Below are 16,530 nucleotides of genomic sequence, written 5' to 3'. Positions count from 1 at the left end.
AATGAATCCCGATTCACACTGTGCCAAACTAAGCACATGACACTCACAGAATTAAAATACATCGTTGCCGTTGCCCGGCAAAAGCATTTCGGTCATGCGGCAGAAGCTTGTTTTGTCGCGCAACCGACCTTGTCGGTCGCCATTAAGAAACTCGAAGACGAACTCGGCGTCACCATCTTCGAACGCGGCGGCACGGAAGTGTCGACCACGCCGCTGGGTGCCTTGATCGTGGCCCAAGCCGAACGCGTACTGGAACAAACCGCCGCCATCAAAGAAATTGCCAAGCAAAACAAAGACCCGCTGGCCGGCCCATTCCGCCTCGGCGTCATCTACACCATCGGCCCGTATCTGCTGCCAACACTGGTGAAAACCATGATACGCGAAGTGCCGCAAATGCCCTTGGTGTTGCAGGAAAATTTCACTGTCAAGCTGATAGAATTGCTGCGTCAAGGTGAACTCGACGCCGCCATCATGGCCTTACCCTTGCCCGACTCCGGCATGGTGATGCAGCCGCTGTACGATGAACCCTTCGTGGTGGCCATGCCGAAAGACCATACTTGGGTCGGCCGCGCCAGCGTCTCGGCGACCGAATTAAAATCGGAAACCATGCTCTTGCTCGGCAATGGCCATTGTTTCCGCGATCAAGTACTGGAAGTCTGCCCCGAAATGGCACGCTTTGCCACCACCGGTGACGGCATCGCCCGCACCTTCGAAGGCTCTTCGCTCGAAACCATCCGCCATATGGTCGCCTCCGGCATAGGCTTGACAGTCTTGCCGATCGCCTCAGTACCCGATATGGCGAGCACCGATGGCATGTTGCGCTATGCGCATTTCAGCGCGCCGGTGCCGGAACGCCGCGTCGTGATCGCCTGGCGTAAAAGTTTTACCAGGCAAGCCGCCATCGAAGCAATACGCCAAGCCGTACTGGCTTGCGATTTACCCGGCGTGCGCATGCTCGACGCTGCGCCCACTACTGCTTCATCGTGAAGCATAGGCGAATCACGCGTTGACGCAAAATCTCTGCTCCCGCCTCAGCGCGCTACTTCTTCTTCGGGGCAATTTGGTGGGTCAGACCAGCCACCTCGGGTGGCGCTTCCGGCCGCCGCAAGGCCGTCAGGGCAGAAAATTCCCAGGAACGAAAGCCGATGAGCAAGGTAAAACCATCGCGTTCATCGGAACGCAAGCGCCGGTCATCCTGATGCAAGCGCGCCAGTTCGGCCACCAATTGCTGAATTTTTTGCACGATTTCCTGCGCACTACGACTCGATACTCGCGCCGGCACACACAACAGGGTTTCGCCGCTACCATCAAAACTACCATTGAAATAATCGCTGACCACATGCGCCCGAAAAAATTGCTGCACCGGACCATCTGGCCGCCAGTGAAAAGCGGCCGACACATTGAGACGATAACGATTATGCGGGCGTAATTCTATCAATTCCAGCTTATCGAGTGCAATCAAATGCAGCACACACTCAGCCTGACTCAGACTGTAAGTCTCGACGATTTGCTCCAAGCTCCAATGACCGAGACAACATATCGCCACCAGTAACAATTTGGCATCGGCAATCAAGGATTTTTCTTGGGCCAGCGTGAGCGTATCGGAATCTGGTGCCACGGTGCAAGCCTGACGCAACACATCTTCCAGCGCGATGCCGGCCACCTTACAAATATGCGCGAGCCGTGACAGGCTCATATCTTTTTGTCCGAACATACGCTTGACGCTGGATTCGCTCATATCTATGCGTTCGGCCAAGATTTTATAGGTCACCCCGGCGGCGCGTAATTCGCTGCGCAAGACATGTAACAATAGTTCCGGAGAGCTCATGATTATCCCTAGCCGCTGAAAAAAGCTTAATAGTACTGAAAAACGCTACCAAGCAGGGCAAAAATCAGAACTTGGGAGATTTGTCTGGTATCACCAAGCGGCTGTTGCGACACTCCGGGGGTTCAGTCAAAGAAAGGGAAAAATGCAATCCTTTGTCAGATATAGTCTGTGTATGCTTCTAACGGCCATCATTTTCGTTGCCGGCTATACGCTGGGACAGCAAACCGCCCCAAGCTTGACGCCTGAGCGTCCTCTGAGTGTCGCCACCAGCTTGGCCAGCGCGGCAGTAGCGCCGTCGACGCAGTCAGCGCAGCCCCAGCAGACCCGGCAGACCCAACCGCGCCGCCGCGCGAACCTGTTGATGTAGTATCTGCCCATGCCGTTAGCCCTTATAATTGGCCCTGTTTGTCACAACAGGTAATGCCATGAATGCCCTCTTGCCCCGTCTGCACTGGTATATCAAACTGGTGCGTCTCGATAAACCGATAGGCATTTTATTATTGCTCTGGCCCACCCTGTGTGCGCTCTGGATTGCCAGCGCCGGGCGGCCCGATTGGAAACTCGTCGCTATTTTCACCACCGGCACGGTGCTGATGCGCTCGGCAGGTTGCGCCGTCAATGACTATGCCGATCGCGATTTCGACCGCCATGTGAAACGCACGGCACAGCGACCACTGACAGCTGGAAAAATTTCCGGACGCGAAGCGCTCGCCGTCGCCGGCGTACTGGCCTTGCTCTCGTTTGCCTTGGTGTTACCGCTCAATACCCTGACCAAACAATGCTCGGTCGCCGCAGTATTGATTGCCGCCAGCTACCCATATTTCAAACGCTTCTTTGCCATTCCGCAGGCTTATCTTGGAATTGCCTTCGGCTTTGGCATTCCCATGGCTTTTGCTGCCGTGCAAAACACCATCCCGCCGGTCGCCTGGGTACTTCTCGTCGCCAATGTCTTCTGGGCCATCGCTTATGATACCGAATATGCCATGGTCGACCGCGACGATGATCTGCGCCTCGGTCTGCATACCTCCGCCATTAGCTTCGGCCGCTACGATGTCGCCGCCATCATGGTTTGCTATTTCATGAGCTTAGGCATCATCACCATCTGCGGCCGGCAATTTGGTTTGGGTATCTGGTTTTACGCCGGTATGGCTGTCGCCAGCGCCTGTGCGCTCTATCATTTTGCATTGATACGAGAACGCGAACGGCTGCGTTGCTTCGCCGCTTTTATCCATAATAACTGGTTGGGAGCGGCGATTTTTGCTGGCGTCGCCCTCGACTATGCTTTACAGTAGGATGAAAATCGTGCTTCACACCAGCCTTTATTGACCCATAACAAACTACCTGTGCAGGCCTGATCTACACTGTACAGACAGATTTTTTTCATTGCACAACGGAGGAAATACCATGAGTTCCATAGAACAACATAAAGACCAATTGATACAAGATTTCAACCAAGTCATCAGCGATGCCGAAGATTTATTGAAAAATACCGAACAACAAACTGGCGAAGGCTTCAAGGCCGCCAAACTGCGTTTCGAAAAAACCCTCAAGACTGCCAAAGCAGAAATTCAACGGATGGAAGAAGTGGTCGTTCGACGCGGTAAAGAAGTCGTGCATGCCACCGACGATTACGTTAAAGAAAATCCTTGGCGCTCGGCCGGCATTGCCGCTGGTGTAGGCTTACTGCTCGGTCTGTTGATCGGTCGCAATAAATAAGTATGGCTATCCTCGATTCGCTAGGCCAACTCAGCGCGACCATGCTTGGCATTGTCCAGACGCGGCTGGAATTGGTTTCCGTGGAAATCGAAGAAGAGGTGCAGCGCCTTCACGCGCTCATCCTCTGGTCGCTGGCAGCCTTGTTTTGCGCCTGTTTTGCACTGCTGCTGCTGGCACTGTTACTGATAGTCTTGTTTTGGGACAGCAACCGCTTGCTGATCATTATCAGCTTGCTGGCGGTATTCGGTGGCGCAGCACTGGTACTGGCGGGCTTGGTGCGTCAGCGCTTACGTAGCAAACCGCGTTTGTTGGCAATGAGCTTGAATGAGCTCAACAACGACGCCGAGGCCTTGCGGGCCTTGGGGAAGGATGTTTAATGGCTTATGAAAACGAGGTTTTAGCCCTGCGGCGTCAAGCCTTGCTGGTCAAAATTCATGCCCAGCGGTGCCTGCTCGGCTTGCAAACCGAGCAGTTAAGCCACTCCTTTGATACCGTCGATGCTGCTTATACGTATTTGGCAAAGGTGTTTGCGCTGATACGGCAAAGACCTTTGCTCAGCGCCAGTGCCGCCGCTTTATTATTTATTGTCAAACCCCGGCGCTTGATTTCTCTCTCCACCAGCACCCTGACGGCTTGGCAAATTTGGCGCAGGTTGAGCCCGCTACTCAAGCAGTGGCAAGCGCGGTCTGATCACACGCCAACAAAATAAGCGCCTCAGTTGATGCCGCGCTGCTTATGAACATGCCCGTCAATCCATCCGACATGCATTTTCTTCGCAGCGAATAACCACAAGCGTTCGCGGCTGTCGCCCGGCCGCGCACCATCCCACAGCAAACGCCAGTTTTCATCATGCAGATGCTGCGGTTGCTGGTTCTGTAATCCATTGACCAACAATAAATCACAATCCACGTCAGGAAAATTTTCTTGGCGATAGGTGGTGATGCCGGCGAAGTAGCCCAGCATAGCGCGTTCCGATTCGCCCAGATCTTTGCTCGCCATACAGTCAAAATTGCCCGGTAAAGCGCTTTGCATGGAAGAAAAAACACTGCGATAACTCTTGGCATGATCAACCCAAGGCAAGAGCAAATTACTCATCAGCATCCAGCAGAGTGCCGTGCCGCCAACCCAACTGACCAGTCCGCGCGCTTCCAACGTGGCCAGACGTGGCAAGGCATACAGCGCCGCGAGTGTGACAACGAGCGCCAGAGTAGTTTGAGCCAAAGAAAAACTCGGAGCAAAATCACGCGGCAAATATTTCAGCAAGAACAGCCATTCCGGCGGTGCACCGCGCACTATCATCGCGCCCCAAATCAGCCAAATCAACAAGGCCGCGGCACCAAAGAGCAAGCGTGCACTCCAGTCCCAACTACGATTCCAGCCAGCCGATATATGCCGAGCAGCCGGGGCAGCCATGATGGCCAGCGGCAGTAACAAAGGCAGGGCATAATTATCACGTGCCGAGGCGGCGCGCCAAAGTACGAACAAGCTCACGCCGAATACCAGGCCACACACTTGCAAGGCTGGCGTCATCAGACTGCTGCGGCGTTTTTGCCAGATTGTCAGCAGCGCCAGCGGCATGGCTGGAAAAGCAAACCACGGCAAGGTAGTAGCCCAAAAGCCCGGCGTGTGCGGCGCGCCTAGCTGGGCGACGGCAAAGCCGAAATAACGGCCGACATTATTCAGCCAAAACCATTCCATGAATAAATCAGGCGAGCGCAAGTACAAGCATACCGGCCAGATCAACAGCCACGGTGCGGCAAACAACAAAGCCCATTGCAGCGTGCGCAGATAGGACTGGCTGCGCCAATTGGCAAATAGCAAAGGCAAGGCCAGCACGGTGACGCCGAACACGCCGAGTCCGAACACGCCTTTGGCCATGAAAGCCAGACCGACGCCGGTGCCCATCAAGGCCGCTGCGCGCCACATATTGCGCTCGACATGAACGAAACCAGCGGTGGCAATGGCAAAGCCGGTCAGCAAGGGAACGTCGGTCAGCATCATATGCGCATGCAATAACAAGCCCAAACATCCGAGCAAAGACAACACGGCATAGCGGCCATAGCCGGGCCCCCACCACTGCCGTGCCGTCCAAGCGCTGGCGATGCAGGTGATGGTCATGAGCAAACCGGTCGCCAAGCGTGCACCATCGTGCAGTGCCAGCCATGGTGAGAGTAATTGCGCAAAAATTGCTGCGATCCAGTAGTACAGCGGCGGTTTCTCCATGAAGGCATCACCGGCCATGGTCGGCACGGTCCAGTCACCACTCTCGAGCATATGATGGACGATGCCGAAAATATAGGTTTCATCTTGCTTCCAAGGATCGTGACCGATCAAACCCGGATACAAATAAGCGGCGATCAGCAGCAGCAAAGGCAAGCAGCCACGCTCGGCCGTGCTCAGCGCCAGCATGGCAGTACGGCCATGAGCAAGAAGAGTACGAAAGACGCTGACGCGCCCGGTAAAAGGAGAGAACCAGTTTAAAATTGCCATACAAACCACATTAATTGATCTTACTGGGGTATGTGCAACTTCAAAAAACCGGAAACGGTGGTAGCGACACAATACGGAAAGCGGCATAAAAATGCCCGGGGATAAACCCGGGCGCGCAGCTGTAACGCATTGTATCCTATATGTATCAATTTCTATATTGTCATGTTAAGAAATGTGATATCACGCTGCCTCAATCTTGTTGGCCAAATTCTGCCCCGAGTTCGGTGGCACGACTGGCGGCAGCCTTGATCGCAGTGATGATCGCTGGTTTTACGTTCAATTCGTCCAGCGTCGTCAAGGCTGCATAGGTTGTGCCGCCTTTAGAAGTGACGCGTTCACGCAACACTTTCACCGAGTCACTGGAATGCATGGCTAACTGGGCCGCTCCTTCAAATGTGGCGATCGCGAATTGTGTGGCTTGCTCGGCAGTCAAACCGAGTTCGGCCGCCGCTTGCTGCAATGCTTCTATAAAGTAAAACACATACGCCGGGCCGCTGCCGGACACCGCCGTCACCACATCGATCAAACGTTCTTTCGCCACCCAAGAGGTAGCACCGACGGCGCGCAGTATGGCGTCGGCCAAGTCTTTTTGGGGTTCGGTAACGCCTGGCAAGGCGAACAAGCCGGTGATGCCCTTGCTGATCAAGGCCGGGGTATTGGGCATGACACGCACAATCTTGTCGTAATTGCTCAACCAGCGTGAAATATCGCTGGCACGGATCCCGGCGGCGATGGAAATCAGCAATTGACCATTCAGATGATTGGCCAAGGCGGCCACGGCATCACGCATTTGCTGCGGTTTGACTGCCAAAATGATAACATCGACCGCCTCGAGCTGTGCGTCGATCGATAAGGAGGTCCGCACCGCGAACTCGCTCTCCAAACGTGTCAAGGCGGCTTGATTGACATCCACCACATGAATTTGCTCGGGCGATGCCAAACCCGGCAATAAGCCGTTGATCAAGGCCACGGCCATATTGCCGCCGCCGATGAAGGCTATTTTCAAATTATTTTTCATCAGATTTACGCGTGAAACCTCGGCCTTCAGGCCGAGGAGGCAGAGCGTGGAACGCGCAGCGTTCCTTGCTTTGGTGGCGTGCCTGTCACGTCCATGTTTGCCACCAGTGAATAACTATACCCATCTGCACGCTGAATGATCTTGCAGTGCTTATGCGATATGCCTTGTACGACAGATTCTTGCGTTTGTATGTTGAAACTGCCACTTGCGCGAACTGCTACGCGGCCTGTGTACTGGCCGGTTTTCTCTCCCGTCGGAAGGCACTGTCAGTAACAGTACGGTCAAGCAAACGTATAGCAAACGGGAACAGGCGATGCACGCGTGCCCGGCCTGCTGCGAGCAGCTTGCGCGCCCGTTTTTCGCTGCATGGCATCAGCGGTTCTTGTGTTCTGCTTAGTACAAATACAGCCATTTTTGTATCTCCAATATGAAATAGCAGATGTAATCTGCACTTCCCTATGCGCTTACGCGCCTGGTGACGGGCACCTGACGGTGCCGCTCCCCTCGACAATGTCACAACGCAGCTTCGGTTCGGAATGCTCACCCGCACTCTCCGATGAACCTTGCAGCAGAACGTTTCGTGCTTACCCTATGCTTGTCTGCTTCTGCTGCTTGCAGAGCTTGGAACTGAGGAAGCATTCCAAGGTGAGTCTTGTACTTCGTTGCAACGTAGCGCGATGCTTTGCGCTCAGTCTGGTCAACCGAGCTTTTTCAAACTCGGGCCTTGAGAGGCTGTCGCAAAAGCGTAGTGAGTCGGTATCATTACCCTGACTGGTGGCCACGTCATTCCTGCGCGCTTTTGGCAGGAACCCAGCGGCGTTCGTGCTTAACTGAAAATGCCAGAAATTGTGGCATTTTCAGTGTAAAAAACGACGCTGGGTTCCCGCCAAAAGCATGCGGGAATGACGAGGTATGCGGTGTTTCAGGTGTAAAAAACGTCCATCAGGCTTTTGCGACAGCCTCTTGAGGCCGGGGTAATTGACACTGTCTGCTCCCAAAAATTGCTGTACCGATACGTACCATCGTGCTGCCTTCCCAGATCGCCGCTGCTAAATCGGCACTCATTCCCATCGACAAAGTATCGAGGGCGATGCCGTGCTGGCGTATTGTGTCGCTCAAGGCGCGCAGTTGACGAAACGCGGCGCGTTGTTGTTCCATATCATTGCTCGCGGCTGGCACGGCCATCAAACCGCGCAAACGTAAATGTGGCAGAGCGGCTATTTCTTGCGCCAATGCGAGTGCTTGCTCCGGCAAAACACCACTTTTACTCGCTTCTGCGCTGATATTCACTTGTATACAAATATTCAATGCTGGCAGATCGCTTGGTCGCTGTGCTGACAAACGCTCGGCAATCTTAGCGCGATCGACAGAATGCACCCAAGAAAAATTTTCAGCTATCGGTTTGGTTTTATTGCTTTGTATCGGCCCGATAAAATGCCATTCCAACGCCAATTGCGGTGCCATCTCACGCACTGCCGTGATTTTATCTAATGCTTCCTGCAAATAATTTTCGCCGAATGCGAGCTGCCCGGCTTGCGCCGCAGCCAGTACGGCATCTGTGCCGAAAGTTTTCGATACGGCCAACAAGCGGACTTGACCGGGCTCGCGCTCGGCTTGTCGCTCAACGTATTGAATATCAGCAAGTACGGCTTGCAAGTTGTCAGAAATTAAGGACATAATCGGGGGACTCTTGTATCTACATGCATCATTGACCTCGCTGCCATCGGCGCTGTTCCAGCGACGACGCACTGCACTCTTTACCGGAATTATAAATGGACATTTCTGAACTGCTGGCATTCTCTGTCAAGAATAATGCCTCCGATCTGCACTTATCTTCCGGCTTACCGCCGATGATACGGGTACATGGCGATGTGCGACGGATTAATTTGCCGCCGCTGGAACATAAAGATGTGCATGAACTCATTTATGACATCATGAATGATTCCCAGCGTAAGGCTTACGAAGAAACGCTGGAATGCGATTTCTCGTTTTCCATTCCTGGACTGGCGCGCTTTCGCGTCAATGCCTTCAACCAGGAACGTGGTGCGGCGGCCGTCATGCGCACGATTCCATCCAAAATTCTCTCACTTGAGCAACTCAATGCCCCGCGTATTTTCGGCGATCTCGCGCTCAAACCGCGCGGTTTGGTTTTGGTGACAGGCCCTACCGGCTCGGGCAAATCAACCACGCTCGCGGCCATGGTCAATCACCTCAATGAAAATGAATACGGCCACATTCTGACGGTAGAAGATCCTATCGAATTCGTGCACGAATCGAAAAAATGTCTGATCAACCAGCGCGAAGTCGGGCCACACACGATGTCGTTCAATAATGCGCTGCGTTCGGCCTTGCGCGAAGATCCCGATGCCATTCTGGTCGGCGAGTTGCGCGATCTCGAAACCATACGCTTGGCATTGACGGCGGCCGAAACCGGCCATCTGGTGTTCGGCACCCTGCATACTTCGTCTGCCGCCAAAACCATCGACCGTATCGTCGACGTGTTTCCGGCCGAAGAAAAAGAAATGGTCCGTTCTATGCTGTCAGAGTCGCTGCAAGCGGTGATTTCACAAACTCTGCTCAAAACCAAAGACGGCTCCGGTCGCGTCGCCGCCCATGAAATCATGCTTGGCTCACCGGCGATTCGGAATTTGATACGCGAATCAAAAATCGCTCAGATGTACTCAGCCATCCAAACCGGCAGTAATCTGGGCATGCAAACGCTGGACCAGAATCTGACCGATCTGGTACGACGCAATGTGATTTCTGTCGCCACGGCACGCGCCGCGGCGAAAATCCCGGACAACTTCCCCGGCTAAACCCAAACAGGACCCGCATACGATGGAACGCGATCAGGCTACCAAATTCATGAATGACTTGCTCAGACTGATGCTGAGCAAAAACGGATCAGATTTATTCATCACCGCCGAATTCCCGCCGGCTTTCAAGATCGATGGCCGCGTCACACCGGTATCGAATCAGCCGCTGACGGCCGCGCACACGGTCGATTTGGCACGCGCGATCATGAATGACAAGCAAGCCTCGGAATTCGAATCGAGCAAGGAATGTAATTTTGCGATCAACCCGGCCGGGATGGGACGCTTTCGGGTGTCTGCCTTCATGCAACAGGGCCGGGTCGGTTTGGTCTTGCGCACCATCACCACCGCCATTCCCAAGTTAGCCGATCTCGGCTTACCGGAACAATTGAAAGAAGTCTCGCTGACCAAGCGCGGCTTGGTGATCATGGTCGGTGCCACCGGCTCCGGCAAATCGACCACGCTGGCGGCCATGCTTGGCTATCGCAATGAAAACAGCTATGGCCACATCATCACGATTGAAGATCCTATCGAATATGTGCATCCACACGGCAATTGCATCGTCACGCAGCGCGAAGTCGGCATCGACACCGCAGACTGGGGCTCGGCACTGAAAAATTCTCTGCGACAAGCGCCCGACGTGATACAGATTGGTGAAATTCGCGACCGCGAAACCATGGATTTTGCCGTCGCCTTTGCCGAAACCGGGCACTTGTGTTTAGCCACCCTACATGCCAACAGCTCGAATCAAGCGCTCGACCGTATCATCAACTTTTTCCCGGAAGAACGCCGCGCACAATTGCTGATGGACTTGTCGCTCAACCTCAAGGCCGTGATTTCGCAACGCTTGATTCCGGTCAAAGGCCGCAAAGGCCGCATCGCTGCGGTCGAAGTACTGCTCAATACGCCTTTAATTTCTGACATGATTTTCAAAGGCCAAGTTCATGAAATGAAAGAAATCATGAAGAAGTCGCGCGAACTCGGTATGCAAACCTTCGATCAAGCTTTGTTCGATTTGCATGAAGCCGACAAAATCACTTATGAAGATGCCCTGCGCAACGCCGATTCCGTCAATGAACTGCGCTTGGCCATCATGTTGCAAGGTAAAGACTCCAAAGACCGTGACCTCAGCGCCGGCACTCACCATTTAGGGATACTCTGATCATGAGCCATGCACTCGATTTCCATGTTAACAATTTAAGCGGTCAAGACGTCGACCTCCAGCAGTATCTGGGACAAGTCGTATTGGTCGTCAATACCGCCAGTAAGTGCGGTTTCACGCCGCAATATCAAGGCCTCGAAGCCGTCTATCAGGAATTCAAGGATCACGGTGTCACAGTCCTCGGTTTCCCATGCAATCAGTTCGGCCACCAGGAACCGGGCACGGCCGCTGAAATCGGCAGTTTTTGCGAAAAAAATTATGGCGTCAGTTTCCCGCTGTTTGAGAAAATCGATGTCAACGGTGCAGCCGCCCATCCGCTGTACCGCCATCTCAAAGCCGCGGCACCTGGCCTGCTCGGCAGCCAAGCGATCAAATGGAATTTCACGAAATTTCTGATCGCGAAAGACGGCAGCGTATTTCGCCGCTACGCCCCGCAAACTGCACCGGCTGATCTGATCGCTGATGTGAAGTTATTGCTGGCGCGCTGAGCTCAAATCACTGCAAAAACACGCAATAGCACCGGCAATACCAAGGCCGTCAGCAAACCCGACAAGCCCATCGCCAAGCCGGCGAAGGCACCCATTTCATCACTGATTTGGAAGGCCCTGGCAGTACCGATGCCATGGGCCGCCACACCGAGCGCAAAGCCGCGCACGCTGGCGTCGCGAATATGTAAGCGGTCGAGTATGGAAGCCGCCATCATGGCACCGAGTATACCGGTCAACATCACCAGTGCCGCCGTCAAAGATGGCAAACCGCCGATTTTTTCAGTAATGCCCATGGCGATAGCCATGGTCACCGACTTCGCCGCCAAGGACAAGACCGTCACCTGCGAAGCGCCGAGCGCCTTGGCAATCAGCATGGCCGAGACGATGGCCGAAGCACTGCCGAGCAGCGCACCGGCCAAAAACGCGCGCCATTGCCGCCGCAATTTATCGAGTTGTTGATACAAGGGTAGCGCCAGCGCGACCGTCGCCGGCCCTAACAAGAAGTGCACGAACTGGGCACCGGCAAAATAAGTTTGATACGACACCCCAGTAGCCAGCAGCACGATCACCAGCAGCGCCACCGAGATCGCCACCGGATTCGCCAAAGGGCTGAATTTGGCACGCGTGTACAACGCATAAGCGAATTGATAGGCCAGCAGGGTGGCGGTCAGGCCCAACAAGGGCGAGGCCGCCAGATACACCCAGACTTCGGCGAGACGATTGCTCATTTTTGCCAATACCGCACGCAGCACGCTGTCACCACGATGGAAATCGCAGTACTGATGACCAGTGCGGCCGTCAGCGGCAACCATTGGTCTAGCACCATTTTTCCATGCACCATGATGCCTACCCCGGCCGGAATGAATAACAAGGATAAATGTCGCAGTAATTCCTGCACGCCCGGTGCCAGCCGTGCCGCTTCCTGTTTTTGCCACAACAAATAACAAAACAGCAGCAGCATGCCGATCACCGGCCCCGGCACCGGCCAGCCGAACAAATACACCAAGCCTTCACCGAGGCACTGAAAAATCAGCAGTACCGAAAAGGTCCGTATCATGACAAGACCTGATCGATCAACTCTACCCAATGCCGTACCGGCGTCGCGGTACCGGACTGTAAATGCGTGAGACAACCGATGTTGGCCGAAACGATCACATCGGGTTGGCTGGCCAACAGATTCTTGAGTTTATTGTCACGCAATTGATACGATAACTTCGGCTGCAATACCGAATAGGTGCCGGCCGAGCCGCAGCACAAATGGCTGTCTGCGCACAGACGTACATCGACCCCTATCGCTTTGAGCAAGCCTTCGACCTTACCGCGGATTTGCTGTCCATGCTGTAGCGTGCAAGGCGGATGCCAGACCACGCGGGCGCTGATTTTACCCTGCAGCGCCTGCACCAGTTGCGCTTCAAACTGCGGCAGAATTTCCGATAAATCGCGCGTCAACAGCGCAATTCGCGCCGCTTTATCGGCATAGACCGGGTCATGCGCAAGCAAATGGCCATACTCTTTGACCGTGACGCCGCAACCCGAAGCGGTCATGACGATGGCTTCGGCACCGGCTTCGACCAAGGGCCACCAGGCATCGATATTGTTACGCATATCCTGCAAGGCCGCCTCTTGCTCATTGAGGTGGTGGCGCAGCGCGCCGCAGCAGCCGGCTTTCGGTGCCCGTTGCAATTCTATACCGAGATGTGACAACACCCGGGCGGTGGCAAAATTGATGTTCGGTGCCATGGCTGGCTGTACGCAGCCATCGAGCAGCAGCATTTTGCGCGCATGCGTAACACGCGGCCAGACACCGGCATCCTGCTTGGCCGGCAGTTTGTTTTTCAAGGCTTGTGGCAGCAAGCCGCGCAGCGCTTGTCCAGTGCGCAGCAGCGGGCCAAAGATGGCTGGCCGCGGCAACACTGCCTGCAAACCGGCACGCAGCAATCGTTGCCCCGGGCTGCGGCCAATCTGCTGTTCCACCACGGCGCGGCCGATATCGAGCAAACGGCTGTACTGCACGCCCGATGGGCAGGTGGTTTCACAATTGCGGCAAGTCAGGCAACGATCGAGATGCAATTGCGTACCCAGCGTCGCCGGCGTACCTTCCAAGACTTGCTTGATTTGGTAAATGCGCCCGCGTGGGCCATCGAGCTCGTCACCGAGTAATTGATAGGTCGGGCAAGTGGCATTACAAAAGCCGCAGTGTACGCATTTGCGTAAAATTTCATCGGCCTCTGCGCCGGCACGGGTGTGTTTGATGAAATCAGCGAGATTGGTTTGCATAATGAATTAATAATCCTTGTACATACGGCCGGGATTGAAGATATGCGCAGGATCGAAGGACTGCTTGAGATCCGCATGGATACGCGCCAACGGTGCCGCCAAGGGAGTAAATACGCCGAGCGCTTTATCACCGCCGCGAAACAGAGTCGCATGACCGCCAGCCGCCGTCGCCGCCGCGCGGATAGCCGCAGCCGGTTCATCGGAAAACAGCCAACGCTGTGCCCCGCCCCACTCGATCAAAGTTTTCCCGGTCAGCGTCAATGCGGCGGCCGTCGATGGCAACGACAAACGCCATAAGCCATGCTCTTCATCCTGCGCAAAAAAATCATGAGTTTGCTCGGTCAAGCCAGCCCACCAAGCCACCCCCTCATGCAAAACTTCGCCGCCGAGTTTTTGTCTGGCCGCTTGTACCGCCGCGCGCGCGCCCGACAAGCGCAACATCAAGCGCCCGACTTGCCAACTGCTGGCAGAAATCGGCAAAGCCAGCCCGGCCCATTGATTCATCTTGCGCAAGGCATCGGCTTCCGACAAGGCGAACACCAAGGTCAGTTCATCAAATGGGCGCGGTAACACCTTGACCGACACATTGAGCACCAGACCGAGGCTACCGAGCGCGCCGGCCATCAAACGCGAGACATCATAACCGGCGACATTTTTCATTACCTGGCCGCCGAATTCCAGCATCTCGCCGCGCCCATCCATCACGCTGACACCGAGAATGAAGTCGCGCAGCGCGCCGACATACGGCCGCCGCGGTCCGGAGAGACCGCTGGCCAGCATGCCACCCAAGGTCGCCGTCGAACCAAAATGGGGCGGTTCAAACGCCAACATTTGATTCTCTTGCGCCAGCACCGCCTCGATCTCCGCCAGCGGCGTGCCCGCTCTGGCGGTCAGCACCAATTCGGTCGGGTCATAAGCCAAAATGCCGGCATAGGGCCGGGTGTCGAGCACATTCCCGACCGGCGTCTGGCCATACCAGTGTTTGCTGCCACCACCGCGAATTTGCAGCGCCTCGCCAGCGGCGGCGGCGGCCACGATGCGCGCGCGGAATTGTTGTAAGATCGTATTCATTGCCGTATCCAAGAGAAATCTAGCCATGCCCACTGTGGGCCTGAGGTCATACTGAAACTACGCGCGCTTGTGTAGCGTGTCAAAAACGCGGTAAATCCGGGAACTTCAACTGCCCGTTCCGAACATGCATACGACCATATTCGGCACACCGGTGCAGGGTCGGAATCGCCTTGTCGGGATTGAGCAGGAAATGCGTGTCGAAGGCCCGTTTGACAGCAAAGAAAGCATCGAGCTCGGCGCGTGAAAACTGCACGCACATCGAATTGATCTTTTCTATGCCAACACCGTGCTCGCCGGTGATGGTGCCACCGACTTCGACACACAGCTCGAGAATTTCAGCACCGAAAGCTTCGGCCCGTTCGAATTCACCGGCCAAGTTGGCATCAAACATGATGAGCGGATGCAGATTACCGTCGCCTGCATGAAAAACATTGGCACAACGCAGACCATACTTCTGTTCCATCGCCGAAATACCAGTCAATACTTGCGCCAAGCGTTTGCGCGGAATCGTGCCATCCATGCAGTAATAATCGGGCGAAATACGGCCGGCCGCCGGAAACGCATTTTTCCGCCCCGACCAAAAGCGCAAGCGCTCAGCTTCGCTTTGTGACACCTGTATCGCCGTCGCGCCGGCAGTTTCCAGCACCGCCGTCATCCGGCCGATTTCTTCCTCGACTTCTTCGACGGTGCCATCCGATTCGCACAACAAAATCGCGGCGGCATCGACGTCATAACCGGCTTTGACAAACGGCTCGACCATGCGCGAGGAAGTCTGGTCCATCATTTCCAATCCAGCCGGAATGATGCCGGCCGCGATCACATTAGCCACCGCATTGCCGCCTTTGACGATATCGTCAAACGAGGCCATGATCACGCGCGCTACCTGTGGTTTTGGAATCAAGCGTACCGTCACTTGCGTGACGATGCCAAGCATGCCCTCGGAGCCAACGAACACGGCCAACAAATCAAGACCGGGCGCATCGAGCGCGCCACTGCCGAGTTCGATCACCTCACCCTCGATAGTCACGACGCGTACCTGCAGCACATTGTGCACGGTCAGGCCATACTTCAAACAATGCACGCCGCCGGAATTCTCCGCGACATTCCCACCTATGGTGCAGGCGATTTGCGACGAGGGATCGGGCGCGTAATACAGGTCGAGCGCCGCCACCGCTTCCGAGATGGCCAGGTTGCGCACACCCGGCTGCACCACCGCAGTTCTGGCATAAGCATCGACCTTGATGATTTGATTGAGCTTGGCGGTGGAGAGCACGATGCCGTCAGCCAAAGGCAAGGCACCGCCCGACAAACCGGTACCGGCCCCACGTGGTACCACCGGTACCTTGAAGCGCCGGCACACTGCCATGACGGCGATGATCTGCGCTTCATTTTCAGGCAAGCATACGATCATCGGCAACTGACGAAACGCCGCCAAGCCATCGCATTCGTAGGGCCGGGTATCACTTTCCTTGTGCAACACGCAATGTGCCGGCATGATTTCGCGCAGTGCCTGCGCAATCTGCGTCTGCCGTGCTGCATCAATCCCTGAACTGATCTGCTCCATGCTGGTCCTTATTGATTTTTATGACTCAGTGTAATGAGCTTTGCTGGTTTTGAGGATGAATAGTTTGGGCAACATCACTGAATTGTTTTCAAGACATAAAAAA

At 55.0% G+C, this 16,530-nt stretch carries 19 protein-coding genes; 9 read left to right on the top strand and 10 right to left on the bottom strand.

All coding sequences use genetic code 11. From position 1 onward, the window contains the following. The first annotated feature begins 36 nt into the window (after positions 1–36). Complete coding sequence (locus tag RHM61_RS09430) at positions 37–987, top strand: hydrogen peroxide-inducible genes activator (RefSeq protein WP_322250859.1); 951 nt, start codon at positions 37–39, stop codon at positions 985–987. A gap of 52 nt (positions 988–1,039) precedes the next feature. Here RHM61_RS09430 and RHM61_RS09425 read toward each other — a convergent pair whose 3' ends face one another. After that, on the bottom strand, positions 1,040–1,828 hold the full coding sequence (locus RHM61_RS09425; RefSeq protein ID WP_322250858.1) for a helix-turn-helix transcriptional regulator: 789 nt from the start codon (positions 1,826–1,828) through the stop codon (positions 1,040–1,042). Positions 1,829–2,000: 172 nt separating this feature from the next. On the opposite strand from RHM61_RS09425, the gene RHM61_RS09420 reads away from it, so the two are divergent. From RHM61_RS09420 to RHM61_RS09400, 5 genes are all read left to right on the top strand, one after another. Beyond that, positions 2,001–2,195 carry a hypothetical protein gene (locus RHM61_RS09420; RefSeq protein WP_322250857.1) on the top strand — a complete coding sequence of 65 codons (195 nt, stop codon included), beginning with the start codon at positions 2,001–2,003 and terminating at the stop codon, positions 2,193–2,195. Positions 2,196–2,265: 70 nt separating this feature from the next. Continuing rightward, positions 2,266–3,120, top strand: a complete 855-nt coding sequence (gene ubiA / locus RHM61_RS09415; RefSeq protein ID WP_416200232.1) for a 4-hydroxybenzoate octaprenyltransferase — start codon at positions 2,266–2,268, stop codon at positions 3,118–3,120. Between the two features lie 112 nt (positions 3,121–3,232). Then, on the top strand, positions 3,233–3,544 hold the full coding sequence (locus RHM61_RS09410; RefSeq protein WP_322250855.1) for a DUF883 family protein: 312 nt from the start codon (positions 3,233–3,235) through the stop codon (positions 3,542–3,544). Positions 3,545–3,546: 2 nt separating this feature from the next. Beyond that, the gene (locus tag RHM61_RS09405) at positions 3,547–3,921 is read left to right on the top strand and encodes a phage holin family protein (RefSeq protein ID WP_322250854.1); all 375 of its coding nucleotides are present in this window, start codon (positions 3,547–3,549) and stop codon (positions 3,919–3,921) included. Further along, positions 3,921–4,253, top strand: a complete 333-nt coding sequence (locus RHM61_RS09400; protein ID WP_322250853.1) for a YqjK family protein — start codon at positions 3,921–3,923, stop codon at positions 4,251–4,253. Before RHM61_RS09405 ends, RHM61_RS09400 begins: the two co-directional genes overlap by 1 nt. Positions 4,254–4,258: 5 nt before the next feature. Here the strand turns inward: RHM61_RS09400 and RHM61_RS09395 are convergent, their stop codons facing one another. From RHM61_RS09395 to RHM61_RS09380, 4 genes are all read right to left on the bottom strand, one after another. Further along, positions 4,259–6,034 (bottom strand): glycosyltransferase family 39 protein, encoded by a 1,776-nt coding sequence (locus tag RHM61_RS09395; RefSeq protein WP_322250852.1) that lies wholly within the window; start codon positions 6,032–6,034, stop codon positions 4,259–4,261. 190 nt (positions 6,035–6,224) lie between these two features. Then, positions 6,225–7,052: a pyrroline-5-carboxylate reductase gene (gene proC / locus RHM61_RS09390; RefSeq protein ID WP_322250851.1), complete on the bottom strand. Its 828-nt coding sequence runs from the start codon at positions 7,050–7,052 to the stop codon at positions 6,225–6,227. A gap of 217 nt (positions 7,053–7,269) precedes the next feature. Continuing rightward, on the bottom strand, positions 7,270–7,425 hold the full coding sequence (locus tag RHM61_RS09385) for an RRXRR domain-containing protein (RefSeq protein ID WP_322251080.1): 156 nt from the start codon (positions 7,423–7,425) through the stop codon (positions 7,270–7,272). A 569-nt stretch (positions 7,426–7,994) separates the two neighbouring features. Continuing rightward, entirely contained in the window at positions 7,995–8,729 is a 735-nt protein-coding gene (locus tag RHM61_RS09380) for a YggS family pyridoxal phosphate-dependent enzyme (RefSeq protein WP_322250850.1), read from the bottom strand. Positions 8,730–8,824: 95 nt separating this feature from the next. Between RHM61_RS09380 and RHM61_RS09375 the strand changes: the two genes are divergently transcribed. From RHM61_RS09375 to RHM61_RS09365, 3 genes are read left to right on the top strand one after another with little or no spacing between them, the layout of a single operon-like run. Further along, positions 8,825–9,868 carry a type IV pilus twitching motility protein PilT gene (locus RHM61_RS09375; RefSeq protein WP_322250849.1) on the top strand — a complete coding sequence of 348 codons (1,044 nt, stop codon included), beginning with the start codon at positions 8,825–8,827 and terminating at the stop codon, positions 9,866–9,868. A gap of 22 nt (positions 9,869–9,890) precedes the next feature. Then, positions 9,891–11,027, top strand: coding sequence for a PilT/PilU family type 4a pilus ATPase (locus tag RHM61_RS09370; RefSeq protein WP_322250848.1), 1,137 nt, complete (start codon positions 9,891–9,893; stop codon positions 11,025–11,027). A 2-nt stretch (positions 11,028–11,029) separates the two neighbouring features. Further along, a complete protein-coding gene (locus RHM61_RS09365; protein WP_322250847.1) occupies positions 11,030–11,515 on the top strand; it encodes a glutathione peroxidase in 486 nt (161 codons plus the stop codon). 2 nt (positions 11,516–11,517) lie between these two features. Here RHM61_RS09365 and RHM61_RS09360 read toward each other — a convergent pair whose 3' ends face one another. The 5 genes from RHM61_RS09360 to RHM61_RS09340 all read right to left on the bottom strand — a co-directional run bounded on the left by RHM61_RS09360 (position 11,518) and on the right by RHM61_RS09340 (position 16,427). Beyond that, positions 11,518–12,243 (bottom strand): LrgB family protein, encoded by a 726-nt coding sequence (locus RHM61_RS09360; RefSeq protein ID WP_322250845.1) that lies wholly within the window; start codon positions 12,241–12,243, stop codon positions 11,518–11,520. After that, the gene (locus tag RHM61_RS09355; RefSeq protein WP_322250844.1) at positions 12,240–12,572 is read right to left on the bottom strand and encodes a CidA/LrgA family protein; all 333 of its coding nucleotides are present in this window, start codon (positions 12,570–12,572) and stop codon (positions 12,240–12,242) included. Before RHM61_RS09355 ends, RHM61_RS09360 begins: the two co-directional genes overlap by 4 nt. Continuing rightward, positions 12,569–13,792 carry a glycolate oxidase subunit GlcF gene (gene glcF, locus RHM61_RS09350; RefSeq protein ID WP_322250843.1) on the bottom strand — a complete coding sequence of 408 codons (1,224 nt, stop codon included), beginning with the start codon at positions 13,790–13,792 and terminating at the stop codon, positions 12,569–12,571. The genes RHM61_RS09355 and glcF overlap by 4 nt, the downstream gene beginning before the upstream one ends. Before the next feature lie 6 nt (positions 13,793–13,798). Then, positions 13,799–14,863, bottom strand: coding sequence for a glycolate oxidase subunit GlcE (glcE, locus tag RHM61_RS09345; protein ID WP_322250842.1), 1,065 nt, complete (start codon positions 14,861–14,863; stop codon positions 13,799–13,801). Positions 14,864–14,942: 79 nt separating this feature from the next. After that, positions 14,943–16,427: an FAD-linked oxidase C-terminal domain-containing protein gene (locus RHM61_RS09340; protein WP_322250841.1), complete on the bottom strand. Its 1,485-nt coding sequence runs from the start codon at positions 16,425–16,427 to the stop codon at positions 14,943–14,945. Between the last annotated feature and the right edge of the window lie 103 nt (positions 16,428–16,530).

This window comes from Undibacterium sp. CCC3.4 (genome assembly GCF_034347425.1).
Lineage (GTDB): Bacteria > Pseudomonadota > Gammaproteobacteria > Burkholderiales > Burkholderiaceae_D > Undibacterium.
Note: the sequence above shows the minus strand (reverse complement) of the source record. Positions and strands in the feature narration are given on the sequence as shown.